Here is a 24829-nt window from a genome sequence, read left to right as displayed (position 1 = left end):
TGTTTGATGGCTTCTTAAAAGTTAAAGATGACTTAACGACAACTTGCTACATCGGTCGCCGAAGCTTCCGGCACAACAAGCCATCTCGCCATCTTAGCCATCTGAAGTATTTACAGTCTTCAGACTGACAAGGAATGGAATACTCACCAAATTGTCAAAGAGCTTTTTATCGAATCGCCCAGGGGGCGAACCGCTTTGGCGGCCGACTGTCGCTCGCAGTGCTTGCGACAACCAACTCACCACAGATCGGTCAATCTTACGGACCAACTGCAGTCTGTCAACGGCCCCCAACCATTTTTCCAAAACTGTTTGCCGTTTTGCGAAAAACACCCGGAAATAGCGGCCGAAAATCTTGCTGCGGAAACAACCCGCTGTGTTGCCTACCTACGACGCGCGGTCACTTGTGGAGGTTCGCGCGAGGAATCTCATCGGGCGAGTGACATCCGCTGCGCGGCAGGCGAGCGTGCCAAGTTTGCCTGGCCGTTAAACTCGACCTCGGGCGGCCGCAGCTTCTAGCTTCGCCAGGGCCAGTTCCACCAGGTCGATCGCGCGACGCCGGGCGGCCGCGTCCCATTTGAACACGTGCTCGACGCCGGGACGGAGGAAGTGCAGCACCAGCTCGTCGGGCGCGGTGCCCCAGGTTTGCTCGACCGCCAGCCCGTAGACAAGCATCTGCAGTTCGTACTTCTCGACCAATTCTGCTACGCCGTCGGCGGAAACCTGGTTCGTCTTGTAATCGATCACCCGCCAGGAGCCGTCTTCGGCCTGGTACATGCAGTCGAGATAGCCCTGCAGATACCGGGCGTCGGGGTCCTCCGAGCTTAGCGGCCAGGTGAGCGTGAACTCCACTTCGTGATGCACCTGCGGTGCCTTGAGCAGCTCGCTGGCGCGGGGCGAGGCGGCGAAGCGTCGCACCAGGTCGTCGGCCATCGTGGCGACGGTCTCTTCGTGCAGGACGTCGTGGTGCGGAGCGAGCTGTTTGCACCAGCGGGCGATGGTCGAATCGTCGGCCAGGTCGCAGCGTTCGAGCACCGCGTGCGCTAGCGTACCGAAGCCGAGCGGATCGTAATCGGTTACCGCGATGTCGTCCGCCTCGTCGTCTTCGTCGCGCCACCACTCGCCGCCGCTGGGAATGATCTGTCCCGACAGTCGCGTGACCGAGAATCGCCGTCGGGCGGCCGGATCGACGCGGAGTTTGCGGGCGGACTGCTCGATCGTTGCGTTGCGTTTCTGCCGCTTGGCCTTCTCCAGGATCTTCAGCCAGTCGGGCGAGCTGCCCGAAGCGAATGGCCGCGCCGCAGGGGCTTTCTCAAGCGTAGCGAGCACTTGCGGCCGCTTCGTTTCGTCGACCAAGCCGGGATCGAGCAATTCGCCAGTCGAAAGGTCGAACACCTCGCTGAGCCGCTTGAGCCAGGGACCAATCGGCGTGGTGATGTCGTCGACTGAGCTGGACAGGATCAGGTAATCCGCCGCCCGGGTGCAGGCGACGTAGAACAGCCGATCGGTCTCGGCCGTGTCCTCGCGGCGATCGACGTGTTGGAACAACTTAAGGCCGGTGGAGGCTTTTTTGTCTTCGTCCGACTGCCCCGACGGGCCCACCACCGGACCGAGCTTCTCGTGGAACGCTACCTGATCGCCGCCGTTGTGCGCCTTGCGATCGACGTCGGGCACGACGACTACCGGGAATTCGAGCCCCTTCGACTTGTGAACGGACATCAGCCGCACCACGTTGGCGTTGCCCGGGCTGGTGGTGGCCAGGGCTTCCTTGGGCGTGGCCGTGGTGAATTCGGCCAGTTGCGTCACGAAATCGGCGAGCGAACCAACTCCGCTCGCCACGGCGGTGCGTGCTTGTTCGAGCAATTTGTTGACGTTCGCCAGCTTGCGCTCGCCCATGAAGTCGGCCAACAGCGCGGCGTCGTACCCGGTCCGCTCCATCGCTTCGGCCAGGATTTGCGGCACGGTCCATTCGTCGCGTTTGGATCGCAAGAACGTAATCGTCTCGGCCGCGCGTTGAACCTTGTCGCCATCCTCGTTATCGATTTGCGCCGGCAGCAGGCTGGAATTCAGTCCCCGTTCGAGGCTCTTGTTTTGAATCGTCAGCCAGAACAGCGTTTCGTCGGCCAGCGCGAAAAACGGGCTGCGGAGCACGCCCGCTAGGCTCAGCTCGTCGCACTCGCTCTGCACCACGCGCAGCAGGTGCAGCACGTCGTAGATTTCTTGCTGCGTGTAGAACGCGTGGCCGCCGACCAGGTAGTAGGGGATGTTCTCCGCCCGCAGAGCCTCCTCGTAGGCCGCGATGTCGCCCAGCGCGCGGAACAGGATGGCCATGTCGCCGTACTTGGCCGCGCGGCGTCCGCCGGGTGAAGCCTTGTCGCCGATGATGGGAGCTTGCGAGTCGACCAGCGTTCGCAGCTTCGCCGCCACGGTGCGCGCCTCGGCCTTTCGCGAGTTGGTCGCATAGCCGGCTTTCTTGCCCGACTCTGGTTTGGGGTAGTGGGTCCAGAGAAACTCGATCGCTGGTTCCGGCGTGGTTTGTTGCCGGCTCGGCTCCAGGGGCTGGTAGTCCGCGAAGATCCCGGAAAACAGGGCGTTTACGAAGTGGAGGATCGCCGGCTGGCTACGGAAGTTTTGCGAGAGCGGTAGGCGCCAACCCTTGTCGATTTCGCCCTTCAGGTCGTGGAACACCTGGGGCTCTGCGCCGCGGAAACGGTAGATCGACTGCTTGTCGTCGCCCACGAAGAACAGCTTGCCACTGCCGGCGATGTCGCCCACCAGAGCGCGGACCATGTCGACCTGTACGCGGTCGGTGTCCTGGAACTCGTCGACGAACAGCACCGAGATGCCATCTTGAAGCTGTTGTTGCACCTCGCGGTGCTTGGGGTCGGTGAGCAGCTGATGCGTGAGCGCCATCAGGTCGTCGAAGTCGACCGCCCCGAGATCCCGTTTGAGCTGTTCGTACGACTCGGCCGCTTTGTCCGCCACCCGCGCCAGCGAGAGGCCCAACTCGGCCGCTTCACGAACCGCAGGGTTGCCCTGATCGAGCGTCGGTAGTTCTCGGATGGCGTCCCGCATGTCCTTGGCGGCATCGCGAAAGTGCCCATATAGAACGTCATCGCGCCATGCCTTTCGGGTAAACGGGACGGGGCGGGCTCCCTTCACGACGCGTGCCAAGTCCGTGATGGTCGCCAACTGCGCAGGGCTGGGCGCCGCTTTGCCAAGCGACTGCAGCGCGGCTACCAACTCGGCCTTGGTATCGGCGGCGGAGCCATCCCGGGGGCTGAACTCTCCAAGCAACTCGAGCAGCGGTTGGGCGTAGGATTGCAGCTCCTCGACCGCGGCGGGCCAAACCACGTCTTTGAAGTACGACTCCCACGCCGCCATCATTTCATCGGGCGAACGCTCCAGCCACTCGCGGAATCCTGGCTTGCGGCAGTAAGCCGTCATGCGACGTACGCGGTCCTTCGCGCCGTCGATGTTCCAGGCGCGGCCGATGGCCATGGCGTCGTCGTCGCGGTGCGTCAGCAGCCCACGCAGCGTGTCTTCGATGGCCTCGGTTTGGAGCACCGCAGCCGCTGGGCCGTCGAGCGTGGTGAACAGCGGGTCGAGGCCCACGTCGAAAGCGTGCTTCCGCAGCAGGTTGCCGCACAGCGAGTGAATGGTGCTGATGCGACAACCGTCGATCGCACGTTGTAGTTGGAGCCATCGCTGGCGGTCGTCGCCAGACGTCTGGGCGATGCGGTCGTACACCAATCGACGAATCCGCGTGCGAAGTTCCCGTGCCGCGGCGTCGGTGAACGTGATGGCGACCAGCTCGCTGAGCCGCGCCTCGGGCCGCTCGGGATTGTGCTCCTCCAGTTCCTGGAGATACCGCTCGGTCAGCACGAACGTCTTGCCACAGCCAGCCCCGGCATCGAGCGCAAGGGAGGTCTGCCGTGCCTCAATCGCCGGGCGTTGCTGGTCGGTGTATTGGATCTCGGTGGGCATGTTGAATTCTAGGTAGCTACGCTCGCCAGAGCGTGGAGGAACTACGCCGGCGATTGGATGTTGGTGACGTTGCTAACTACGCGTCCACCGTCTGGCGACGGTAGCTACTTTCTTGCTCTTCTGGAGGACTCGGTTCCGCTTCCTGGGCTTCTTCCGGCGGTGGCCACTCTTTGTTCAAGCTCCTCGCCTGATGCACGCGGCAGACGTGGCTGAAGTCGCAGTGGCTGGTGCAATGCTCGTCGGGGCTCACCATGGGGAAGTCGCCGTGGCGGACTCCCTCGACGATCTCTCGCACGCGAGCGCGGAGCACCGGCTCCAGCTCCTTCCAGTCGGCGGTGGGCTGCACGTCGCCAGCTTCGATCTCGTACAGCTCGCGAGAGGTGTTGTCGGAGAATCCAGCCGCGCGGAGCACCCAGTAGCCCACCCGCAACGGCAGGGCGGGGCGGTCCGGGGTGCTGAGCAGTTGGGCGGCCGCCAGGGCGTAGAGCGGCGGCTGCAGCTTGCGCCCGTCGCGGACCTCGTCGTCGTGCATCGTGAACTTTGAGGCCGACTTGTAGTCGATCACCTGGAATACCAGCTTGCCGGCCTCCAGCCCGGTGTCGACGCGGTCGATCCGCCCGCCAAGCTTGATGGCCAGTCCGTTGCCCAACTCCAACACGTAGGGCTGATCGGTGGAGTCGGGCGACTCCTCGTCGTCCGCGTGGCGGCTGGCCTTGCCAAAGCGAAGCTCGAAGTGGGCTGGGCGGAGCGGCTCGTCGAACTGTAGCGACTGCTCATCGTACTTGCGATGTTGGTCGTGGTACTTGGTGGCCCACTTGGCCACCTCGGTGGCCAACAGCTCGTCCAGCACACCATCGATGCCGTAGCTGGCCAGTTGCGATCGAGCTGCCTCCACCGCCTCGTTAACAGCGGTCTCGAACGACGCATCGTCGTGCTGCGAAGGAAGCCGTTCGGCCGACAGCTTGCCGAGCCGCTGGTGCAACTCGCCAAACACCTGATGCAATAAACTGCCGCGGCGGCTGTAGTCGATCTCCAGCGCCACGTCGCCCAAAGGGGCGACCTTCAGCACGTTATTCAGCAGGAATTTGTAAGGGCACGTGGCGTAGGTTTCCAGTTGGCTGGTGCTCCACTGGTGGTCGTCGCCGAAGCGGTCGGACAGCCATCGGCGAGCGGGGGGGCTGGCGAGGATGCCTTCCATCGGGCCGAACGAATCGCCCCGCGCTCGGTGGTGGGCCGCGGCCAGCGACGCAGCCAGCGCCGCACCCGCCGGGGCAGCCATCGGGCTCCGCAGGAAGTTGCCCAGCAGGGCGGCCTTCTTCTCGGCGGCCTCGTGCACGCCCAGCAGTCGCCAGTCGCGCAGCGACGTGGGCAACTGATCCGATGGCGGCAACGCGGTGATCGTGGGAGTGGTCTCCAGCCTGGCCAGCATGGTCGCACCAAACGGGCGGCAGGCTTCGGTGAGCATCGGGCTGGGCGGCGTCGACTGGCCGGAACCATCGAGCGCCGCGAAGCTGAACACCAACGAACGACGGGCCGAGCGGACCGTGTCGTAGAACAGTTGCATCGTCCGTTCGTAAGTGGGCGTGGCTTCGGCCGCGTTGCCATGCGAGTCGGCTGCTGCAAGGGTTTCGTATTCTTGTTCGGTGTAAAGTCCTCCGGAGCCCGATACCGACGAGAACGAGCTTTCGTCGAGGCCCATCACGAACAAATGCGGCACCTCCAGGTGACGCACCGCAGCGGCGCTCATCACCCGCACGCAGCCTTCGTCGCGCACCGCGGTGCTGCTGGGTACCGTAGCCATCCACTGCCGCAGTTGGGCGATCCACTCGGCGAGCGACCACCGCGTGTTGTCCTTGTCAGATTGCTTGGCGGTCCGCTCGACCCACGCGGTCGCTTCGCGAATTTGCTGCCATGCGGCCGAGTCTCGGGGCTCCAGTTCCAGCCCAAGCTGTTCGGCGATCGTTTCGCAAGCGGCTACCCAGCCGCTGGGCGACGACTGGCGGGGGACCGTTTCGGTGGCGGCCGAAATCGTGGTAAGAATCGGCAGGGCCAAATGGGCTGCCTTGTTGCGGTCGAAGGCTTGCTGTTCGGCGGTTGCTAGCCGCTCGACGTCGCGCAGCAGATCTGCTCGGCCATCAGCGACTTGCAGCTCGCGCACCAGCCACTCGGTTGCCGCCCGCGAAGTGCGCCACCGCTCGCTGGTCAGCTCGCCTTCGAGTGCGGTGAGTCCTTGCGTACCGAGCGTTGCCACGACTCCGCGGAAGGGCCAATCTTCGTGCACCAGTTCCAGCAGGCTCAGCAGGGTCCACATGGCGGGTTCGTCGCCAACCAGGGTTGGCAAGGCGATCGATGTGGGCACGCCGTACGTGGCGAAGACCTCCTCGATGCGATGGCGATGCGTGCCGAGCGACGCGGTGGCCACCACCACTTCGGCGGCCGGCACGCCGGCTACCAGCAGCGACTTCACCCGCCGGGCGAGCGACACGGTCTCGTCGTACACGTCGGCCGCGGCGATGATCTCCACGCCATCGGAGTCGACCTCCTCGGCGCTCTCCGCGTCGGGCAGGGTGAAAACCTTGCTCGCCAGATGCGTGATGCTCGCCGCCCGCTGGGGTGGTTGGGGCTGGACGTGTTCGATCTTCAATTCGGCCCACTCGGCCCGCAGCCAATCGAAGGTTCGTCGCGCAGCGCTGGTGAGTTCGCTGCGCCCGCACGGATCTTCGGTCGCCAGGGCAAACCACGTTTCGCGCGACCGACGGGTGACCTCTAGCACGAGTTGCCGCTCGTAGTACGCCAGGCTCGCAAAGCCATCGACCACCACCAGGTCCCAGCCGTGCGAGTTGGCGTCGCGGGTGAGGCTTTCGACCGCCAAGCGGGTGACGTCGAAGTGGTCGGCCGACGTGCGCTGGTCGAGCAACTCTTGGTACCGCGTGTAGACCGTCGCCAACTCGCGGTCGCGCTGGGTGCGTCGGGTGGCCCAGGTGGCAAATCGCTCGGAGGTGATTCCGCGCGTCTTGAGCTGCGCGATCATCTGCTCGATCGCGTCGGCCAGGCCCGGCCGGTCGGCCACTTGCGCCATGACGGAGAGCTTCCGGTCGGCGGACAGTTGGGCAAGCGACTGCTCGAGCAGCCACCGCGTTGCCGTGGGAGGCAAGATGGCAGGACACTTGTGGTCGAGCGAAACAAGCGACTCGGCAAAGCGGCCCATCGTGCGGACGCCTGGCTCCAGCGCCGCGTCGACTCCGTGGGTGACCAGCAGCCGGCGCGTGGCCTCGGCCGCCAGGCGGTGGGGCGAGAGCCACAGCACGCGCGGCACTCCGCCGTCGCGGCGCGACTCGCTGAGGACTTCGGCAAACCGCTGGGCGAGGAGCGCCGTCTTGCCTGAGTCGGCCGGGCCAACCAGGGCGGTTAGTAACGATTGAGAAGGCTGGGGAGCGTCCAATGCATTTGCCTCGAAGCGGCGACTCGCGGCGCGGGCGACCCATCGCCCGATTGTCGCCATTCTCGCCGTAAGGTGTTGCGAGTCAATGCACTCGGCAGGTGCGAAGTTTCCAATATTCGCGCCGGCGGTGGTAGGAATCTTACACCGGATGCGGGAAAATATGGGGTGAGAGGCGGTGAATCAGCGTCACGTTGGGCCCCTAACCTTGGTGAGTAGGTGAGTTAAGTGAGTAGGTGATCCATTGGCTTGCCCTTCGCGGATTTGCTCCGGGCGCTGACGCTTCCGGCTCGCCGGCGCGGTTGTATCGGAGTCTTGGGTTTTGGGCCGACTGGGTGAGTTTTGGGCCAACTGCTGAACATGCGGGGAACAACGTGGTTGGTTTTGGACCAATGCAATTGAAAACAACTCGTAAAAACAAGGCTTTCCTGCAATCCAAGAGGGACAATCCGGCTGGGGTTTTGGGCCAATGGTCCGTTTATGCTCAAAACTGGCCCAAAACCGGCGAGCCGGGAGCGTCAGCGACCGGAGTGAACCACCAAAAATTCGTCACCCAGCGACCAAACAATCCGGTCGTTCAAGCTCCGAGCTCGCCGATGCGGTACGACGCGTGTAATTGCCGCAAATGACGGAAAACAGCCAATTCTTTGCGCATCCAACTAATTGACAGCATGGGCTCTAAGTCCTTATCATGGAGCAGTTTCGATTCTGATTGGCGTCCTCTTTTCTGAATCGAAATCTCGCTGCAAGACCGGAACGGGCAGGCGAGCCTTATTTTGGCGGAATTATCGTGCCCACTGGGTGCGAATCATGTGAGGGACCCAGCTCCCGGATGGTGCTGGATCTTATATCTCTCATTTATTTTTTTATTTCAGATGAGGAGGTTCACTATGAAGTCGCAACTCGTTGTGCGACGCGAGCGTGGTTTCACGCTCGTTGAGCTGCTGGTGGTGATTGCCATCATCGGCATCTTGGTAGCCCTGTTGCTACCCGCTGTGCAGGCCGCCCGCGAAGCGGCCCGTCGTAACTCGTGCTTGAACAACAACAAGCAACTTCTGCTGGCACTGCAGAACCACCACGACACCAAGCTCTACCTGCCGCTGGCGTCGACCGCGCCGGTTCACCAGACTTCGGTACTGGCCGGTGCTGCAGGTGCAACTCAGGTCAACGGGACGTTGCTGCCAAGCCAGACTGGTGATGGTTACAGCTGGATGGTGCAGTGCTTGCCGTTTATGGAAGGCACCACTATCTACAACCAGCTCGGCCAGGCTACCAACAAGTTGCAGTTGGCAGCGTTTAGAGGGGGCCAGCAATCGCCAGGCGGAACCGTTAACCCGGCTCCCAATTTCCACAAGATCCCACTTCCTACGGCCATGTGCCCCAGCTACCCAGGCGAAGAGACCTCTGATTTGATTGGTTCGGATACTGCAATCGGTAACTACGTCGCCATGGCGGCCACGCACTATGCAGTGCAGCCAGCGTCCAGCAGTCCGGTTCATCTGGCCACTAGCGCTCCGGGCAGCGTTACCTCGACCGACTGCAACAGCAAGGCGTATTGTGGTAACGGCTCGCTTGTGTTTCCCGGTTCGATCGGCACGAACAATGTGACCAAGAAGGGCCTGAACTTTGCCTCGGTTTCCGATGGTTTGTCGAACACCATTGGTATTTGCGAGTCGCGCGAGCAAAACGCCACGGCGTGGTACAGCGGTGTGGCCAGCTACGTTGTGGCTGACTGGCCGTTTGACCCAGATAATCTACTCCCCACCAGGAGCAATGTTGCTGGCGCCAATAACGGCAAGTGGTACTATAACGTCTCGACCCTCAGTTCTGGCAGCGGAACACACGCACTGAATAGGGGTAGCGATAAGGCCGCGGATCAAACGCTACATTACATTCCCACGGGTAAGTTCCCTCATGGTGGGCCTGGGTATCGCTATTGGGGCCCCAGCTCGAACCACTCGGGTGTGGTGATCTGTGGTTATCTGGATGGCCATGCTACTCCAGTGGAAGAGGGCATCGAAGGCGATGCGCTCTTGTACCAAGTGACCCGTGCTGGTCGTGAGGTGATTCCTGAGAACTGATTCTCACGGAACAATTATCAAGTAGTTCACACCGCCGTAGCGCTCACTAGGCGCTGCGGCGGTTTTCTTGTTAGTGGGGAATCGATGAATCTCGAAATCTCGGTGGCCGATACTAAGCGGATGCTCGACGCAGGCGAACTTCCGCTGTTGGTGGACTGTCGCGAACAACACGAGTGGGACCTGGTGCGAATCGACGGCGCGACCCTGCTGCCGATGAGCGAACTGACAACGCGCGTCGGCGAACTCACAGGCCGCGAGCAGCAGCACATGGTGGTCTACTGCCACCACGGCGGCCGCAGCGCTCAAGTGGCCAACTGGCTCCGTGGGCAGGGTTTCACCAGCACCCAAAGCATGGCCGGCGGCATCGACCAATGGGCCGTGGAAATCGACCCGGAGTTGGCGCGGTACTAGTTGGGTCCCCTTGCCAATCCGCCGGCGATTTGGCAAGGTGTAGAGCTTGAAGTACACCGCCGTGGCGGAATTGGCAGACGCGCATGGTTCAGGTCCATGTCCTCGCAAGAGGGTGGAGGTTCGACTCCTCTCGGCGGTACTCATATCTGGTCAAGCCGAACTTTTCGCCTGGCGATCCTCAAGGGTCAACCAGAACTTCTGGATGGCATCGAGATCGCCAGGCGAAAAGATTCGTTTGATCTACTGAGGAAGGTAGTTCCCTCAAGTGCTACGCATGATGGCTGCGTAGCCTTCGACGCCGCGGGCTAGTTGCTCGAGGTCGATCCATTCGTCGGGCGTGTGCGCCTGGGCGATGTCGCCCGGGCCCACCACGATGGTCGGCAGACCGGCGCCTGCGAAGTGATTTCCGTTGGTGGTGAACGGCTCGCCGGCGATGTGGCTTTCGATGCCCACGCTGGCAATCGCCGCCAGAGCACGATCGGCCAGTGCTCCGTCGTCGATGGTATCCATGGGCGGGGCCGACTCGAACTGATGGTGCGTCACGGTCATGCCGGGCCGGGCGCTGGCCACCTGCTCGGCAAGCGTTTGCACGGCGGTGAGTTCCCGCTGGCCTTCTTCGCCGGGCACCAGTCGGCGATCGAACGTGATGGTCGCCTCGGCCGGCACCACGTTCACCTGCTTGCCACCGGTGATCACGGTAATCGCGGCCGACGCCTTGCCAACCAGCGGGTGCGTCGCCTGAACACCGCTGATGTACTGGTCTTCGAGCACGGTGATCAGCCGGGCCATGTCGTAGATGGCGTTGTGACCACGGTCGGGCTTGCTGGAGTGGCACGCCTGGCCGTGCGTGGACATCTTCCAGCGGACAAAGCCACCGGTCGCGCCCAGCACGTTCATCTGCGTCGGCTCGCCCACCACCACGCCTGCAGGTTTCCACTCGAGCATTGACAAGTGCTGCTCGACAAACGCCCTGGCGCCGGTTTGTACGTGCTCTTCGCCCACCGAGAACAAGATCGCAATGTTGTTGGGCTGCTCGCCGCCGGCCGCGTAGTCGCGCAGCGCCCATAGCATGGCGGCTCCGGTGCCCTTGGTGTCGCAAGCACCACGGCCGTACAACCGACCATCTCGCACCTCGCCGCCAAAGGGATCGATGGTCATTCCCTCGACCCCGACGGTGTCCATGTGGGCGTCGAACATCAGCCAGGGCAGCTTCGGGTCGACGAAGTGCTCGACGAGCAGGTTGCCACAGGCGCCCTCGATGGGAAGCTCGCGAGTCGAATAGCCCCAGGCGGCCGCCAGAGCCGTGAGGTAGTCGGATAGATCTCGTTCCGCCTCCGCGATGCCCGAGTGGTACGCCACCACAGTGTTGAAGCTCACCATCTTGGCGAGCAGTTCCTGGCAGCTTTCGGGGGTGGCGATCATCGGCTCGGCGGCAAGGGGCGGTTGGAGGATCAAGGCCCTGCATTGTATCGTGTTGTGAGGCAAAGCGCAACGGCAGCGGGAATCTCGGTAGCTTATGACAGTTCGCATTGGCGTCGACACAGGAGGCACGTTCACCGACGTGGTGGCGGACGACTGCGCCACGGGGCGGTCGGTGCGGCTGAAGGTGCCCAGCACGCGAGAGGATCCCTCAGAGGCCATCGCCACCGGCGTGGCGCAGGCGCTAGAGCAACTCGGCGTTACGGCGGTCGAGCGGCTGGTACACGGCACCACCGTGGCCACCAATGCCCTATTGGAACGTCGCGGCGCGCGGACCGCATTGGTCACCACGGCCGGCTTTCGCGACCTCTTGGCCATCGCCCGGCAGAACCGCCCCCGACTATACGATCTCCGCGCCCGCCGGCCCACGCCGCTCATCCCCCGGGAGCTGCGACTGGAAGTCACCGAGCGAATCGATGCGGAGGGAGCGATCCGCACTCCGCTCGAAGTAGCAGAACTCGAGCAGGTGATCGACCAACTGGAGCAACTCGGTGTCGAGTCGGTCGCGGTGGGCTTGTTGTTCAGCCACGTGAATCCCGCGCACGAACTGGCGATCGCTCGTCGCATCGCCGAGCGACTGCCGAACGTCGGGGTGTCGATGTCGCACGCCATGGCAGCGGTGCCAGGTGAGTTCGAGCGGCTTTCGACCACGGTGGTGAACGCCTTCGTGCAGCCGGTGATGCACGAGTACCTGACGCGGCTCTCCCAGCGGCTCGACGCCGGCGGTGTCCACACCGACGTGATGGTGATGAAGTCCTCTGGCGGCGTCGGCCCGGCGGCGACGGTGGCCGAGAAGTGCGTGGAGACCGTGCTGTCGGGTCCGGCGGGCGGAGTGATGGCCTGCGTCGATTTGGCAACCCGCACGCCGCACCAGAACCTGATCGCCGCCGACATGGGTGGCACCAGCTTCGACGTGGCCGTGGTGACCGCCGGGCGGGAGAGCCACGCGCGCGACACCGAGATCGCGGGCCATCCGTTGCGTACGCCGATGCTCGATCTGGCGACCATCGGCGCTGGCGGAGGCAGCATCGCTTGGGTCGACGCCGGAGGGGCGCTTCGCGTCGGACCGCAATCGGCCGGCGCGGTGCCGGGTCCCGCGTGTTATGGTCGCGGTGGCAAGCTTCCCACGGTGACCGACGCCAACCTGGTGCTTGGCAGGCTCACGAGCGACTCGCGCCTGGCGGGCGGAATGCAACTCGACTTGGCCGCGTCGCGCACCGCGTTCGAAACCCACCTGGCTAAGCCACTTGGTTTGACGATCGACGAAGCGGCCGCCGGCGTGCTGCGTGTGGTGAACGCGTCGATGACGGCCGCCATCCGCAAGATTACCGTCGAGCGGGGCATCGACCCACGCGTCTACGCCATCTGCGCCTACGGCGGCGCCGGTCCGCTGCACGCGGCCGAGCTGGCCGACGAGCTTGGAGTCCGCACCGTGGTGGTGCCGCGCGCGCCTGGCGTGTTCTCGGCCGAGGACTGTTGTCGTGCGACCTGCGCGAGGATCGCATGCAGTCGAGGATCGAGTTGCTGGCCGAAGCAGACCTGAACGACGTTGCCGCGCAGCTTCGCGACATGCAGCGCGACGCGGCCGCGAGCCTGGGTTGCGACACCGAGCACAGCGCCGCCTGGTCGCTCGGCTTGCGCTACCTGGGGCAAACGGAAGAGATCACCGTGGAGTTCGATCCGGAGAGCGACAACCAGGAGCAACTCGCACAGAGCTTTGCCGCTGCCCACGAGCGGCTCTATGGCTTCGCCCGCGACGGCCACGCCGTGCAGCTGGCCAGTCTGTGGTTGAGCGTCAGCGCCAGTGCACCGCACATCGAGCGCGGCGAACTGCCCACGGGCATGCAGCTACCTGAACCCAGCGCAACGCGCGAAGTGGCCTTCGGCGGCAAGGCCATGGACACGGCGATCTACAGCCGCGAAGACTTGCTTGCCGGCAGCACGGTCGAAGGACCTGCCGTGGTGGAGCAGGACGATACAACGACCGTGGTTCCGCCGAATTGGTCGGGCGAGGTACTGCCGACGGGCGAGATGGTGCTCGCTGTGAAGGCGCAAGCGTGAGACGACGATTCATCCCAACTGGTCATTCGCATGTATGATCCCGTACTACTCGAAGTGATGCGTCATCGCTGGCGAAGCATTGCCGAAGAGGCGTGCGCCGCGATGGTCCGCACCGCATACTCACCCAATATCAAGGACCGCCGCGACTGCTCGGCCGCGGTGGCCTTGCCGTCGGGCGAGATTGTCGCCCAGGCCGAGGTCGGCACACCGCTGCACTTGGGCATCCTGCCGGCCGTGATCCGCGCGGTGCTGGCGGAGTACCCGCTGGAGTCGCTCGAGCCAGGCGACGCGGTGATTACGAACCTGCCCTACCCGGAAGGCCCAGGGCACCTGCCCGACGTTTCGATGGTGTCGCCGGTTTACGTCGATGGTCGGCCCGTGGCTGTGGCGGCGACCACCGCGCACCACATCGACCTGGGCGGCTACGCGCCGGGCAGTATGCCGCTGGGCGTTGAAGAGATCTACCAGGAAGGCCTGCAGATTCCGCCCACGCCAGTGTTCCATAGCGGACAGCCGGACGAAGTGATCTTGCGGATCATCGACCAGAACGCTCGCACCCGGCACGAAGTGCGGGGCGACCTGTTAGCACAGTACGCGGCCGGGCGAACCGCCGAACGGCGCGTTGCCGAGTTGTGCGCGCTAAGCTCGACCGACGTCGCCCTCCAGTACGCTCGGCACGTGCTCGACCACGCCGAACGCGTAATGCGCGACGGCATCGCTCATCTGGCCGATGGTGTGTACTCGTTCGACGACTTCCTTGACGACGACGGCTTCAGCGAGGAGCCGGTTCGCATTGCGGTCGACTTGACGGTTCAAGGCGACGAACTGGTGGCCGACTTCTCGCGATCCAGTCCTCAGGTTCGCGGACCGCTCAACTGCCGGGCGTCGGCGGCCGCGTCTTGCTTGTACTACGCGGCCAAGGCGGTGATCGACCCCGACCTGCCGACCTCCGCGGGGGCTTATCGGCCGCTCAAGGTGAAGGTCCGCGAAGGTTCGGTCCTGCAGGCCAAGTTCCCTGCGGCGGTGGGCAACGCCAACATCCTGACCGACCAACGCGTGGTCGACGCGCTGTTCGGCGCGTTCTATCAAGTCGCGCCCGAGCGAGTTTGCGCGGCGTGCAGTGGCGAGATGAACTTGGTGAACCTGGGCGGCATCGACCTGCGCACTGGCGAGTACTTCAACTACGTCGAGACGCTCGCTGGCGGGCAGGGCGCACTGTTCGACGCCGACGGCGGCGACGCGGTGCACACGCACCTGACGAACACGCTCAACACGCCGATCGAGGTAATCGAGCAGACTTACCCGCTGGACGTAACCGAGTACGCCCTGCTGCCCGACACCGAAGGGGCCGGCCGATATCGCGGTGGCTGCGGGCTGGTGCGCGAGCTGCGTTGCTGCGCCGAGCGACTCACCGTGTCGATCGGCGCCGACCGCCGCCGATTCACGCCCTGGGGCCTCGAGAACGACCATCACGCAGCTGGCGCGATGTGCTACATCCTCCGCTTGGACGGCTCGCGCGAGCTGTTGCCAACCAAGGTGGTTACCACGCTCCAGCGCGGCGAACGACTCCGCATCGAAACACCAGGCGGCGGCGGTTGGGGCGACCCAGCACAGCGCGACCGAGAACTCCTGGCAGCCGAAGTCGCCGAGGGGCTGATCTCGCCGGATCGGGCTGCTAGTGTGTATGGCACAGGGCAATAGAGCTTCACTAGAGGACAACCAACGATGAGAATCCTGCGATACAGCAACCCCGCCGGCGAAGTTCAGCTGGGGTGCGAGCATTCCGATGGCAAGGTGACGCGGTTGGATGGCCAACTGCTTGGCGAGCTCCGTGACACCCGTGAAGTGGCCGACGTGGCGAAGCGGCTGGCGCCGCTGGTGCCGCGCGACATCTTTTGCATCGGGCTCAACTACGCCAAGCACGCCGAGGAAGGTGGCAAGGGTATTCCAGACAATCCCGTGGTGTTCATGAAGTCGACCGCCGCGGTGCAGAATCCTGGCGATCCCATTCTCTTGCCTCGCACGCTGCGTAGCGATCGCGTCGACTACGAGTGCGAACTCGTTGTGGTGATCGGTCGCGAGTGCAAGAACGTCTCGCGCGACTCAGCGCTCGATTACGTGTTGGGATACACGTGCGGAAACGACGTGAGCGCTCGCGATTGGCAACGCAATGGTGGTGGAGGGCAGTGGGTTCGCGGTAAGACGTTCGACACGTTCGCTCCGTTGGGGCCGGTGCTGGTGACCGCCGATGAGATCGCGAATCCCAACGCCCTGGCGATTCGCACGGTGCTCAACGATCAGGTGATGCAGGATTGGAACACCGACGACATGATCTTCGACGTGCCGACGCTGATCGAGTTCCTCAGCTCCAGCACACGGCTACTGCCCGGCACGTTGATCTTTACCGGCACGCCGCACGGCGTGGGGTTTGCCCGCCAACCGCCGGTCTATTTACAGCCCGGCGATACGGTAACCATCGAGATCGACGGGATTGGTCAACTCACCAACCCCGTTGAGGAAGAAGCGGCCTAAGGTGCCGGTATCACCGTGCTTGGTCGGCAGCCTTGGCTTTTCGAGGCTCCGCCTCGCTCGCGCTCGCGACGGTAGCTCGATAGCTCTTCGGCGGCTTGCTCTTCGGTCATGTAACCCAATTCGACCATGCACAGGCCCATGGGCATGCGCCGATCGGATTGCAGCGTCAATAGTTCAGCTACGTCCTGCTTGGTGAGTAAGCCGAGATCAATAGCGATATCGCCAAACCGATCGTTCGGCAGGTCGCTTTGCACGCGGAGGATGCTGAGTACGTCGCGCACCGCCAGCTTACCCGACTCCATGGCCAGCACGCCTAGAGGGATGCGGCACTCGTCCTGCAGTGCTATGGCTTCGACGAACTGCTCGGCCGAGACGATGCCGTTTCGGTAGAGGTACATTCCGAACTGCATGATGTGGATTCTCTTCGTGGATGCTTATGTTCTTGCTGGGTTGGCGCGAGCGCGCAGGACTGGCTTTTGAAGTAACCCTAGGTTATCGGAACATTGGAAACCACCAGCCGATCCCTGGATTTCAATTGGCTGAATTCCACCGAGGGCAGGTTGCAACGGTAGTGCCGGTTTCGAACGTCCCCTGCCGATGAGACTACCGGCAGCAGCCCCTCGGTTGGTGTACTGCGGACTTTGGCAACCACACGCAGTGACGAGAAGTAGGAAGCCTAGGACGAAAAACCGACTCCAGCGCTGGCCATGGCCGTTAACCTTGGCGTTGCCGGTACGGTTTACCGGGAGTGCTATCGCATGGCTCGAATTTCGCGGTTCGAAGTGCTTGATTTTCGACATGGGACGAGGTAACCTTGTAACACACTGGGATTTGTGGCCGCTTGCAGCCGAAACTGCTAAAGTGCCCACGCGACAGCTTGGCTTCCCGCCATGTCGGTTCGCGTGCCAACACGACGAGCATTATGCCGCAGATACCAAGTGATAAATTGGTCTGCGGTTTTTTCGTGCGCGGCAGTGCCGCCACTCGCAGGCCATGCCCAGCCGTTCTCGAGGCCTGTGATGAGTAGTAGCTTGGAAATCCCCGAATCTGCTTCCGACCCCTGTTCCAACTCGCTGGAGGGTAGCGCGCGCAAACCGTCGCAAGATGGCCGTCGCATGTCGACGGTCGCCGTCCACGCCGGCGAGCAGCGACAGAAGCCGGGAGACTCTATCACCGATCCGATTTTCTGCGCGTCGACTTACACGTTTCGCGATACGCAGTCGGTAATCGACTTCATCGAGCAAGAACAGCCACGCGAGGAGTACGGTCGCTACGGCAACCCGGGCGAGCGAGTCGCCGAGCGAAAGCTGGCTGCGCTGGAAGGGGCCGAGGACGCGGTGTTGTACTCCAGCGGCATGGCGGCGCTCGTAGGATTGCTGATGGCCAAACTCAGCTCCGGCGACGAGGTGATCTTCTTCGATGAGTGCTACCACCGCAGTCGCGAGTTCTGCTCGAAGCACATGGCGCGGTTCGGCGTGAAGACCGTTCAGGTTCCGGCATGCGACTACGACGCGATGGAAGCGGCTATCACGCCCAACACGCGGATGCTGATCAGCGAGTCGCCCACCAACCCGCACATGAGCGTAGTGGACCTCGATCGCTTCGCCGACCTGGGTCACCGCAGCGGAGTGGAGACGTTGATCGACGCCACGCTCGCCACGCCCTACAACCTGCGACCTATCGAGACGGGTGTCGACTACGTGCTGCACTCGGCCACCAAGTACCTGGGTGGGCACAACGACTTATTGGCCGGCGTGGTGGCTGGCAGCAAGGAGAAGATGGAGCCGGTCCGCAACCTGCGTGGCATCATGGGCGCGGTCAATGGCCCGCAGAACGTTTACCTCCTGCTCCGCGGGCTCAAGACGTTCGAACTTCGCATGGCGCGGCACAACGAGAACGGCCAGAAGGTAGCCGAGTTCCTCGAAGGACATTCCCGTGTCGAGAAGGTCTACTACCCTGGACTCGAGTCGCACCGCGACTACGAGGTGGCGAAGCGAACGATGCGCGGTTGTGGTGGTTTGGTTACCTTCCTGCTGAAGGACGCCGATTGGCGTACCACAGCCGATGTGATCGACTCGGTGACCATCCCCCGCATCGCTCCCAGCCTGGGCGGTGTCGAGTCGCTCATCGAGCAGCCGATGGTGATGAGCTACTTCAATTATGCCCCCGAACAGCGGAAGCAATTCGGCATTCCCGACAACATGATTCGCATGTCGTGCGGCATCGAGGATGCGGAAGATCTGATCGCTGATCTGGCTCAGGCGCTCGACAGCACCGTGTAACCGGCTCACAATCGAGGGATGGAAAGCGATCAGCCTTCGCCCTCGATGCACCATTGGACGAACTTCGCCGCGGCCATTGCCGCGGGGTTGAGTACCGGTGTGATCGCGGCGCTTCCGCAGTCGAGTGGAATGTTCCTGGTTGGCCTGCAATCGTTGGCTGCTGGGGCTTTGCTGAGCGTGCTGTTGGTGGGTGGCACCGCGATGTTTGGTGCGAGTCGCCCGCGCTGGCCAGTTGCGCTATTGGCGGCCGCGGTGGCGGTGGTAGCCCAGCACGTTTGGCTTTATCGCCTGGCCATGGCGCGCCGCCAGGATGCGGCGGCTCGAGAGCCAGCCGTCGAGATGTTCCGCCCCGGTTGGACCGAGCAAGGCTTCTTCGAGTACATGCAGTCCGAGGCCACCACCTCGGCCATGCTGCTGTGGGCGCTCGACGCCTGCTTGTTGGCCCTGGCGGCGGTGGTTATCGTCGAACTTAGTAGTCGATGGCGCATCACCGTTGCCCACGAACAAAGCTCTTAACCCTTGTGCCTTGCGATGCAGATCATCGGAATTGGAACCGACATCACGGAGTGTTTGCGTATTGCAAACATGATCGAGCGGCATGGGGAGTTGTTTATCAGCCGGGTTTATACCGAGCGTGAAATCAACTACTGCAGCACCCGCAAAGCGGCCACGCAGCATTACGCAGGCCGGTGGGCGGCCAAGGAAGCGGTGCTCAAGGCACTTGGCACCGGTTGGCGGCGGGGAATCGGTTGGCGCGATGTGGAGGTAGTCACTCTCACCAGCGGCGCACCGACGATCGAACTGCACGCGGGGGCGCGCGAAGTGGCCGAAGCCCAGGGCATTCGCCGCATCCACATCAGTATCTCCCACGCCAGATCGCATGCAATCGCCTACGCGATTGCCGAGGGAGAGTAGACTCTCTCTGTGGCTATCGCGCCCGGCGAAAGCAAATCGCCACCGCGGTGGCCAGCAACAGGAGAGTTGCAGGTTCCGGTACCTGGCTGCCAGCGAAGCTCTGTGCTTGGCCGTTGCTCTGGCCAAAGTGGTCCTTCCACACTTGGTAGTCGCCGGCCGTGACGCCAGGGCTGCCGTCGCCGCTGTTGTTGATCGCCTCGTCGGTCGCCGCGCCCAGATTGTTGCGCCACACGGTGTAGTCGCCGAGGTTAACCACTCCGTCGCCATTGAAGTCGCCTGCCAGGAGTGTCGAGAGCGAGCCGAAGACGTCGATCTCGCGAACCAGCGGCGAGACGTATGCTTCGGTAAGCACGTCATCGATACCCGTAAAGGGATTTACCCCGTCGAACGGATCACGCGCCAGCCCATTGACGTCCGATGCTGCGTACATGTCGAACCGCAGGAACTCCACGCCGGTGGCCATCGATTGCAGGTCGTTTTGCGTGATGGTCACCAGCGTCGAACCAAGTGGTCCACCGGGCGTGGAGGCCGAATTGACCGTGCCCGAAGGATCCGACTGGAAGTAGCCCAACAGGTCGAACGTTTCCCCGTCGGCGGACGTGTAGATGGCGGTGGCCGAGAAGATACGCCCATCCTTGCCGTTGTTGCCGGTGAAGATGCGAATCTCGTCGATGTCGTGCGGCGCTTCGAGGTCGTAGAGCACGGTCTTCGTCGGTGCGCCGATCGGTGGGAAGTCGTTGAGTAGGCCCGTAAGGCCCGAGCCAAGGTCGCCCGCCCCGTCGGTGAACGCAGCCAGCCCGTTGGGGTCACCTGGATCGCCAGCCGCCGGGTTCGCCGGGTGCCAGCCGTTATCACCGGCAAGTTCGGTGGGAATGAGCCCGGCAAGCAAGTCCGTCGTGCTATAGCCCACGCTCAGCCCACTATCGTCCATGGCGTGCTCGGTCGTGGCAACCAGCCTAGGTGCTTGTCCCCCGTTTCGGGCCACGAACTCGTCGTAGGAGAGTTTGGGCTGTCCATTCCCGTCGACCAGTCCCCACGCGCCGGTCACATCGTCGGTCCACGCATACCAGTAAGTTCGCGTGATGTAGGGTTGCGCCTCCATGTAGTCGTAGGCGATGGCCATGTTGTCTCGCTGGAACTCCTGTGTATTCGTACTCACGGTTTGCCAGCTGAACTCCGTGACAATCACGTCCGACGAGTCGTTGTTGGCCGCCTGACCGCTGCGTACCGCGTTGAAGTAGCTGTCGATCTGTGATGTGGCGAGCGGCGTCCCCTGGCTGATGTAGAAGTGGTAACCGAACTTGTCCCAAGGGTACTCACGGCCGTAGTCGTTCTGAAAACTGCTCCAGACCGAAGACTGATCGTAGACTTGCTGCATGTACGGCATGGCCGTGGAGAAGCTGCCGCCGATGTCGTGGGCGAGCAGTCCTCCCGTGGCGAGCTGCACTCCACCTGGTCCAACCAGCGAGCTATCGGCCAGCGCTCGATAAGTTTCCGAAAGCACATTGGCGTACACCCGCGGAAGGATGTAGGTGCCGCCGGCGTTCTGAGGATCCGATGCGTAGTTGGGATTCGACCAGGCGTTGGGTTCGTTCCAGATTTCGAAGGTGCGTATGTCCGTCTGGTAGCGATCGACCAGAAGCTCCGCGGTGCTGGCGAAGTTGGCAACGTAGCTGTTCAGTCCGTCGCCATCGAGGTCGTCGTTCCAAGCCACTTGGCCTCCGGCGACCGTTTCGTTGGAGAACAGCCCCAGGATTTCCAGTCCCGCATTGCGCGCGTTGGCCACCACCTGGTCGTACATTGCCAGTTGGTTGGCGTTCCATGAGGTGGCACCCGCGTCGAGTCGGAAGTTCACGCGAATCGACTCGGTTCCCGTAGCGGCGAACGCGTTAGCCGCCTGGGGACTCAGCAGCACACTGCCGTTCCACACCGGCGCGCCAGCGTTGAGGCCGTGAAACGTATCGGCCATGGCTGCCGAAGTAATGATGGACAAAGCCACGAGGGAGAGTCCACCAGTTCGTATGAAGTTGCAGTGTGGCCGTAACATGGGGAGTGCCTAAGTAAAGCGGGCGGCGGATCGAAGACCCCGCCGCCCGCGTGTTGTTTAGATACTGTGGAGGTACCCGAGCTTAGCGCCGCCTGCGGGCCGCGAAGCCGAGTCCCACGACCGCCAAGCCGACCAGCGCGATGCTCGAAGGTTCGGGTACGGCAATAACGTCGATTTCCCAAATCAAAGGCGAGACTGCTGCGGCAGTCAGAGTGTCGTCAACACCGGTGTAGGGATTAATCCCGTCGAAAGGATCTCGGTTTTGACCTTGGGTGTTGTCGGCTGGATAGATTTCGATCTGCAGATTGGTGACATCGGAGGCTAACGCCTCCCCGGTGTCGTTAAACACCTCCAACAGCGTGGCTTGCCACATGTTGGTGGTGGCGTTGTTAACAACACCTGATGCATCCGACTGATAGTATCCTTCGGTGTTGAAGCCGATACCAGGAACGTATCCTCCCAAAGGCAAGAAATTCGCACCGTTGTCGGTGGAATACAGAATCCGAGTGTTAAGGAATACTCGACCATCGGTACCGAAGTTGCCTGCCAGGATCTGGATCTCGCCGATCTTTGTCGGGCTCGCCAAGTCGTATTGCAGTGTCTTGGTCGGGTCGCCAACATTGGGGGGGAAGTCGTTCAGCAGACCAGTCAAACCTGAAATGGGGCCAGCGTCGTCGGTAAAGGCTTCTAGTCGTTCCGGCTCACCGGGGGTTGCAGGATGCCATCCATTAGATGGGGCCAATTCCGTCGCCACCAAACCGGAGATAGCATCACCCACTGCAATCTCGCCATTAAGATCATTTCCTCCTGGTGCGTGCGTCGTGCTGGACGTAATTGTTGCATTGGCAACAGACGCCGACGCTAGGAATAGAGTTGCAAACAGCAATCGCTTCATTGGACTTCTCCTCGATGGTGAAAAGGCAGAGAATCAAAGCATGAGAGATCAACTAAGTATTACTTACGTCGCCACAAGGTTGCTCCTGCTGAACCCAAGGTGAGTAGCAGCAGGCTGGAGCACTCGGGAACCGCAACGCCCGACAGTGCGCCGAGCGAACCGTTTGTTGCTCCAAAATACAGTCTCCATACCGCGTAGTCGTCTGCGTCAACCACACCGTTGGCACTACCATCGGCGCCGCTGCCCGGAGTGACCGTCGCGCCGAGGTTGTTTCGCCAGACGGTGTAGTCGGCGATGTTCACCGCGCCGTCATTGTTGTAGTCGCCTACGGCGGTGGTTGATGGCTCAACGACGTCGATTTCCCACACCAGCGGCGATATGTAGGCGGGGCCGAGTCCATCGTCGACATTAGTGAAGGGATTGACTCCGTCGAAGGGGTCGGCGCGTACGCCGCTGACGTCGCTTCCGGCGCCGCCGAATATCGAAACAGAATAGAACGACAGCTCCAGGTTGGTTACGCCGGAGAGCAGCGTCGTCGAAGTGTCGTCGAAGATGCTGGTGTAGGTAGACTTCTGAGGCGGATCAAACGGTGCCTCGGGCGCCACCTCGTTGTTGAACACGCCCGAAGGGTCGGATTCAAAATAACCAAGGCTCTGGAAGATGTTTCCGCCATCGGTCGAGTAGAGAATGGAAGTTGCCAGGAAGATGCGTCCATCGGCGTTGTTTCTATTGCCGGTCAGGATGTTGATCCGACCGATGTCCGTCGGCTCAGCCATCACGTACTCGACGATCTTGACCGGCGCGCCGGAGATAGGTTCCCCGCCCGGCAGGTTGTCGTTCAGCAGGCCAGTGAGTCCCGTTTGTCGCACACCCGTGCCATCCGTCAAGGCTGGCAGTTGATCCAAGGGGTCTTGGTTGTTGGCGGGGTGCCATCCCGATATTGGAAACTGATCGTTGACGTAGACGCCCGCTTCTCCGAACGATGGTGGTTCTTCGGACAAGCCTTGAATCACATCGTCGTCCAGCAGCAGTCCATCAAAGTCCACGGCGTTCGCGCCATGCAGCGACGACGAGGTTACCGTGGCATCAGCACATGGGGCGGCCAGTACAAAGCTCGCAACGCTGAAGCAAATCCAAGCCAGGTGCTTGCTACCAGTAGCATTCATCCACTTCATCCTCATCGCAGACAACAGGAGATACACAAGCAGTACGCGAAGCGAGCAAACTGTGAAAAGGGCGGCTGCTGGTCGCTGTGATAGGTGGATGCCTCACAGAGGTAGCGACGTCGCCTAACGCTTATACACGTGGACGCTATTTTAAATCACGATAACGACGTTTGCCACCTATTTTCTCAGCGGTTTTGCGGTGATACGTTTGTATCGTCGCGAGACAGGATTGTATCGCCGCCGAGACTGTGCGGCCCGCCTGGCCGAAAAGTACATTGCGTTGAGCCAATATCGTTAGCTAAAGACTTCGACGCGGGGGTGGTAGTCTGGTATGTTGAGAGAGTTCTCTCGAACTTGTCACACCATGCTATGCAGTCGCTGTTCGCTTTCGCGTCGTTCACGTTAGGTCGCGCTCTTCTTCAAAACCATCGAAGGATCTAGTTTAGATGTCCAGGCGTATCTCAACTGGTTTCACTCTCGTTGAGCTACTTGTGGTGATCGCCATTATTGGGATCCTCGTAGCGCTACTCCTACCAGCGGTGCAGGCCGCGCGCGAAGCCGCGCGGAGAACTCAATGCACGAACAACTTGAAACAGTTGACGCTAGCAATGCTGAACCATGAAGACACGCATGGCCACTTGCCGAGCGGAGGATGGGTGGGCAGTTGGCTGGGCGATCCCGACGCCGGGTATGGTCTCAAACAACCCGGTGGGTGGATCTACAACATCCTGCCCTACATCGAGCAGCAGGCCATCCGTGACATGGGATCGGGCCTCACCGACCGTGGAAAGTGGCCCGTATACCAAGAGCGAGACACGCTCACACTCGATATGATGAACTGTCCCTCCCGTCGCCCCGCGATACCCTATCCGAACGACGCAGGCCACAAACCCATCAACTCGCGGCGATCGTCGTTGCACGCCCGCTCGGACTACGCAGCCAATGCGGGTGACGTTCGTTTTCTCGAAGGCGGTATTGATCCTATCGCTTACAAAGGTACGCCAGAAGACGTGCTGGCGACTCCCGGCTGGCCCCCCAAGCTCAATTTGACCAGCGGTATTGTCTCCACGGGAACCTCGGTGCCACTTCGGTCGATCACCGACGGGTTGTCCAATACGTACGCTCTGGGGGAACGATATATCAACGCCAACAGCTATATGAACGGACTCGAACATGGCAATGACTGGTCGATGTGGACCGGCTTCCAAAACGATATAGCCCGTTCCACTTATCACTACCGTCCAGACAACGAAGACCGTGTCCCATTGCAAGACACGCCCAACCTGGATGGTGTGGAAGATCGATTTGGCAGCCCTCACGCGGGAGGTTGTATCATGTCGTTTGTCGATGGCTCCGTGTCCCTCATCGGCTACGACGTCGATCCAGAGGTTCACCGTCGCAACGGGCACCGTTGGGATGGTGGTTCCGATCGAGATACGAATGAAGATCTGTATCCCGTGGCTGGCTCCTGATTGGTTGTCAGTCGACGCTCCTTGGCTCCTGCCGCCACTCGTCGTTGTTCTGACACTTTAGACGG

Annotated in this window: 17 protein-coding genes and 1 tRNA gene; 11 read left to right on the top strand and 7 right to left on the bottom strand. The window is 62.1% G+C overall.

Features of this window, described 5'->3' with window-relative positions:
- Window positions 1-483: 483 nt before the first annotated feature.
- Window positions 484-3984: a UvrD-helicase domain-containing protein gene (locus ACQK2L_RS30370; protein WP_425400811.1), complete on the bottom strand. Its 3501-nt coding sequence runs from the start codon at window positions 3982-3984 to the stop codon at window positions 484-486.
- Between the two features lie 76 nt (window positions 3985-4060).
- Complete coding sequence (locus tag ACQK2L_RS30365) at window positions 4061-7486, bottom strand: PD-(D/E)XK nuclease family protein (protein ID WP_425400810.1); 3426 nt, start codon at window positions 7484-7486, stop codon at window positions 4061-4063.
- Between the two features lie 827 nt (window positions 7487-8313).
- Here ACQK2L_RS30365 and ACQK2L_RS30360 point away from each other — a divergent pair.
- The 3 genes from ACQK2L_RS30360 (at window position 8314) to ACQK2L_RS30350 (ending at window position 10054) form a co-directional block, all read left to right on the top strand.
- A complete protein-coding gene (locus ACQK2L_RS30360; RefSeq protein WP_425400809.1) occupies window positions 8314-9504 on the top strand; it encodes a DUF1559 domain-containing protein in 1191 nt (396 codons plus the stop codon).
- Window positions 9505-9588: 84 nt separating this feature from the next.
- Window positions 9589-9915, top strand: a complete 327-nt coding sequence (locus tag ACQK2L_RS30355; protein WP_425400808.1) for a rhodanese-like domain-containing protein — start codon at window positions 9589-9591, stop codon at window positions 9913-9915.
- 55 nt (window positions 9916-9970) lie between these two features.
- Window positions 9971-10054, top strand: a tRNA-Leu gene (locus ACQK2L_RS30350).
- A 122-nt stretch (window positions 10055-10176) separates the two neighbouring features.
- On the opposite strand, the gene ACQK2L_RS30345 is transcribed toward ACQK2L_RS30350, so the two are convergent.
- Window positions 10177-11370: a M20 family metallopeptidase gene (locus tag ACQK2L_RS30345; protein ID WP_425400807.1), complete on the bottom strand. Its 1194-nt coding sequence runs from the start codon at window positions 11368-11370 to the stop codon at window positions 10177-10179.
- A gap of 61 nt (window positions 11371-11431) precedes the next feature.
- On the opposite strand from ACQK2L_RS30345, the gene ACQK2L_RS30340 reads away from it, so the two are divergent.
- From ACQK2L_RS30340 to ACQK2L_RS30325, 4 genes are read left to right on the top strand one after another with little or no spacing between them, the layout of a single operon-like run.
- Window positions 11432-12937 carry a hydantoinase/oxoprolinase family protein gene (locus ACQK2L_RS30340; protein WP_425400806.1) on the top strand — a complete coding sequence of 502 codons (1506 nt, stop codon included), beginning with the start codon at window positions 11432-11434 and terminating at the stop codon, window positions 12935-12937.
- Window positions 12898-13455 (top strand): hypothetical protein, encoded by a 558-nt coding sequence (locus ACQK2L_RS30335; protein ID WP_425400805.1) that lies wholly within the window; start codon window positions 12898-12900, stop codon window positions 13453-13455. The genes ACQK2L_RS30340 and ACQK2L_RS30335 overlap by 40 nt, the downstream gene beginning before the upstream one ends.
- 30 nt (window positions 13456-13485) lie before the next feature.
- Complete coding sequence (locus tag ACQK2L_RS30330) at window positions 13486-15156, top strand: hydantoinase B/oxoprolinase family protein (RefSeq protein ID WP_425400804.1); 1671 nt, start codon at window positions 13486-13488, stop codon at window positions 15154-15156.
- A 24-nt stretch (window positions 15157-15180) separates the two neighbouring features.
- Complete coding sequence (locus tag ACQK2L_RS30325; protein ID WP_425400803.1) at window positions 15181-15987, top strand: fumarylacetoacetate hydrolase family protein; 807 nt, start codon at window positions 15181-15183, stop codon at window positions 15985-15987.
- Here the strand turns inward: ACQK2L_RS30325 and ACQK2L_RS30320 are convergent.
- Window positions 15984-16397: a hypothetical protein gene (locus ACQK2L_RS30320; protein ID WP_425400802.1), complete on the bottom strand. Its 414-nt coding sequence runs from the start codon at window positions 16395-16397 to the stop codon at window positions 15984-15986. The genes ACQK2L_RS30325 and ACQK2L_RS30320 overlap by 4 nt on opposite strands.
- Window positions 16398-17006: 609 nt before the next feature.
- Between ACQK2L_RS30320 and ACQK2L_RS30315 the strand changes: the two genes are divergently transcribed.
- From ACQK2L_RS30315 to acpS, 3 genes are read left to right on the top strand one after another with little or no spacing between them, the layout of a single operon-like run.
- Window positions 17007-18269, top strand: coding sequence for a trans-sulfuration enzyme family protein (locus tag ACQK2L_RS30315; protein WP_425400801.1), 1263 nt, complete (start codon window positions 17007-17009; stop codon window positions 18267-18269).
- Between the two features lie 45 nt (window positions 18270-18314).
- A complete protein-coding gene (locus ACQK2L_RS30310; protein WP_425400800.1) occupies window positions 18315-18785 on the top strand; it encodes a hypothetical protein in 471 nt (156 codons plus the stop codon).
- Between the two features lie 15 nt (window positions 18786-18800).
- The gene (gene acpS, locus ACQK2L_RS30305) at window positions 18801-19184 is read left to right on the top strand and encodes a holo-ACP synthase (RefSeq protein WP_425400799.1); all 384 of its coding nucleotides are present in this window, start codon (window positions 18801-18803) and stop codon (window positions 19182-19184) included.
- A 13-nt stretch (window positions 19185-19197) separates the two neighbouring features.
- Here the strand turns inward: acpS and ACQK2L_RS30300 are convergent, their stop codons facing one another.
- The 3 genes from ACQK2L_RS30300 to ACQK2L_RS30290 all read right to left on the bottom strand — a co-directional run bounded on the left by ACQK2L_RS30300 (window position 19198) and on the right by ACQK2L_RS30290 (window position 23292).
- Window positions 19198-21231 carry a glycosyl hydrolase gene (locus tag ACQK2L_RS30300; RefSeq protein ID WP_425400798.1) on the bottom strand — a complete coding sequence of 678 codons (2034 nt, stop codon included), beginning with the start codon at window positions 21229-21231 and terminating at the stop codon, window positions 19198-19200.
- A gap of 82 nt (window positions 21232-21313) precedes the next feature.
- Complete coding sequence (locus ACQK2L_RS30295; protein ID WP_425400797.1) at window positions 21314-22126, bottom strand: PEP-CTERM sorting domain-containing protein; 813 nt, start codon at window positions 22124-22126, stop codon at window positions 21314-21316.
- Window positions 22127-22185: 59 nt separating this feature from the next.
- Entirely contained in the window at window positions 22186-23292 is a 1107-nt protein-coding gene (locus ACQK2L_RS30290) for a dockerin type I domain-containing protein (RefSeq protein WP_425400796.1), read from the bottom strand.
- 446 nt (window positions 23293-23738) lie between these two features.
- Here ACQK2L_RS30290 and ACQK2L_RS30285 point away from each other — a divergent pair, with 446 nt between their 5' ends.
- On the top strand, window positions 23739-24764 hold the full coding sequence (locus ACQK2L_RS30285) for a DUF1559 domain-containing protein (protein WP_425400795.1): 1026 nt from the start codon (window positions 23739-23741) through the stop codon (window positions 24762-24764).
- Window positions 24765-24829: the final 65 nt, after the last annotated feature.

This window comes from Aeoliella sp., from assembly GCF_965227375.1.
Taxonomy (GTDB): domain Bacteria; phylum Planctomycetota; class Planctomycetia; order Pirellulales; family Lacipirellulaceae; genus Aeoliella.
The sequence above is the reverse complement of the archived record's forward strand: the minus strand, read 5'-3'. Positions and strand labels throughout refer to the sequence as shown.

Coding starts and splice junctions, on each gene's coding strand:
- ACQK2L_RS30325 (WP_425400803.1), top strand. CDS start 15,181: ATGAGAATCCTGCGATACAGCAACCCCGCCGGCGAAGTTCAGCTGGGG.
- ACQK2L_RS30285 (WP_425400795.1), top strand. CDS start 23,739: ATGTCCAGGCGTATCTCAACTGGTTTCACTCTCGTTGAGCTACTTGTG.
- ACQK2L_RS30290 (WP_425400796.1), bottom strand. CDS start 23,292: ATGAATGCTACTGGTAGCAAGCACCTGGCTTGGATTTGCTTCAGCGTT.
- ACQK2L_RS30300 (WP_425400798.1), bottom strand. CDS start 21,231: ATGTTACGGCCACACTGCAACTTCATACGAACTGGTGGACTCTCCCTC.
- ACQK2L_RS30330 (WP_425400804.1), top strand. CDS start 13,486: ATGTATGATCCCGTACTACTCGAAGTGATGCGTCATCGCTGGCGAAGC.
- ACQK2L_RS30340 (WP_425400806.1), top strand. CDS start 11,432: ATGACAGTTCGCATTGGCGTCGACACAGGAGGCACGTTCACCGACGTG.
- ACQK2L_RS30295 (WP_425400797.1), bottom strand. CDS start 22,126: ATGAAGCGATTGCTGTTTGCAACTCTATTCCTAGCGTCGGCGTCTGTT.
- ACQK2L_RS30315 (WP_425400801.1), top strand. CDS start 17,007: ATGAGTAGTAGCTTGGAAATCCCCGAATCTGCTTCCGACCCCTGTTCC.
- ACQK2L_RS30335 (WP_425400805.1), top strand. CDS start 12,898: ATGCAGTCGAGGATCGAGTTGCTGGCCGAAGCAGACCTGAACGACGTT.
- ACQK2L_RS30320 (WP_425400802.1), bottom strand. CDS start 16,397: ATGCAGTTCGGAATGTACCTCTACCGAAACGGCATCGTCTCGGCCGAG.
- ACQK2L_RS30310 (WP_425400800.1), top strand. CDS start 18,315: ATGCACCATTGGACGAACTTCGCCGCGGCCATTGCCGCGGGGTTGAGT.
- ACQK2L_RS30365 (WP_425400810.1), bottom strand. CDS start 7,486: ATGGCGACAATCGGGCGATGGGTCGCCCGCGCCGCGAGTCGCCGCTTC.
- acpS (WP_425400799.1), top strand. CDS start 18,801: ATGCAGATCATCGGAATTGGAACCGACATCACGGAGTGTTTGCGTATT.
- ACQK2L_RS30355 (WP_425400808.1), top strand. CDS start 9,589: ATGAATCTCGAAATCTCGGTGGCCGATACTAAGCGGATGCTCGACGCA.
- ACQK2L_RS30360 (WP_425400809.1), top strand. CDS start 8,314: ATGAAGTCGCAACTCGTTGTGCGACGCGAGCGTGGTTTCACGCTCGTT.
- ACQK2L_RS30370 (WP_425400811.1), bottom strand. CDS start 3,984: ATGCCCACCGAGATCCAATACACCGACCAGCAACGCCCGGCGATTGAG.